Below are 1296 nucleotides of genomic sequence, written 5' to 3' on the forward strand. Positions count from 1 at the left end.
CCGCCCGGCCGAGCAGGCGATCGCTGCTGGCCGCGGGGACCGGCGCCCTCGCGCTGGGCGCGGCCGGCTGCGGTTCCGGCGCCGGCACCTCCGGCCGCCAGGAGGTCCGCTTCTTCCAGAACAAGCCCGAGGTCATCGAGTACTTCGGCGCCCTGCTGCAGGAGTTCAACGCCTCCCAGGACGGCGTGCTCGCCGTCCACGACTCCTCCCAGACGGCGCTGGTGCCGCAGTTCGTGCGCGGCGCCCCGCCGGACCTGGCGGCCTGGAACTACACGCTGGAGGTCGGCAACTACGTCTCCACCGGCGTGCTCACCGACCTGTCGGACCTGCCCGAGGCGGCCCGGGTCGACCCGCAGTACCAGGAGCTCGTCGACCAGTTCGCCACCAACGAGGGTCAGACCAACGTGCTGCCGTACTCGGTGGCCGCAGCCGGCGTCATCTACAACCAGCGCCTGTTCGAGGAGAACGGCGTGCAGGTCCCGCAGACGTGGAGCGCGCTGGTGGAGGCCTGCGAGACCTTCCGCGACGCCGGGGTCACCCCCCTGTACAGCACCTACCAGGAGGTGTGGACCCTCCAGCAGGGCCTGTTCGACTACTGCACCGGCAGCGCCCTGGACGTCGCCGGGTTCTTCCGCGACCTGCGCGCCCTGGGCGCGGACGCCGGGCCGGACGCGGAGGTCTCCTTCTCCAAGGACTTCGCCGAGCCGGTGGAGAAGATGGTCCAGCTGGCGTCCTACTCCAACGAGGACGCCGCCAGCCGCGCCTACGCCGACGGCAACCTCGCCTTCGGCCGCGGGGAGGCCGCGATGTACCTGCAGGGCCCGTGGGCGCTGGGGGAGATCGCCAAGGTGGACCCCGCGCTGCCGCTGGGCACCTTCCCGCTGCCGATGACCGAGGTGCCCGGCGAGGCCGCCGCCCGCGTCAACCTCGACCTGGCGCTGTGGATCCCCACCGCCTCCGAGCACCGCGACGCCGCCCGCACCCTGCTGCAGTGGCTGATGACCCCGGAGGTCATCGCCCGCTACAACGCCGACAACCTGGCGACCTCCCCGCTGCTGGAGGCCGAGCCGCTGCGCGACCCGCGCCTGGTGGGCCTGCAGCCGGCCCTGGACGCCGGGCGCATCTACCAGGGCGCGAACACGTACATCCCGCTGACGATCCCGGTCGGCAACTACCTGCAGGACGCCGTGCGCTCCGGGGACGGGGCCAGGCTGCTGCGCCGCATCGACGAGGACTGGGCCCGTCCCCGGAGCGCACGGCGTCCTGCAGGTAGTTGCCGACCGGGATCGTCAGCGG

General features: G+C 72.8%; 1 protein-coding gene. It reads left to right on the forward strand.

The genetic code is table 11. The features are described from left to right. On the forward strand, positions 1-1296 hold a 1296-nt coding region (locus GTR00_RS21055; protein ID WP_205706339.1), incomplete at both ends, for an ABC transporter substrate-binding protein.

Origin of the sequence: Kineococcus indalonis, assembly GCF_009906395.1 — a bacterium.
Classification (GTDB): Bacteria; Actinomycetota; Actinomycetes; order Actinomycetales; family Kineococcaceae; genus Kineococcus; species Kineococcus indalonis.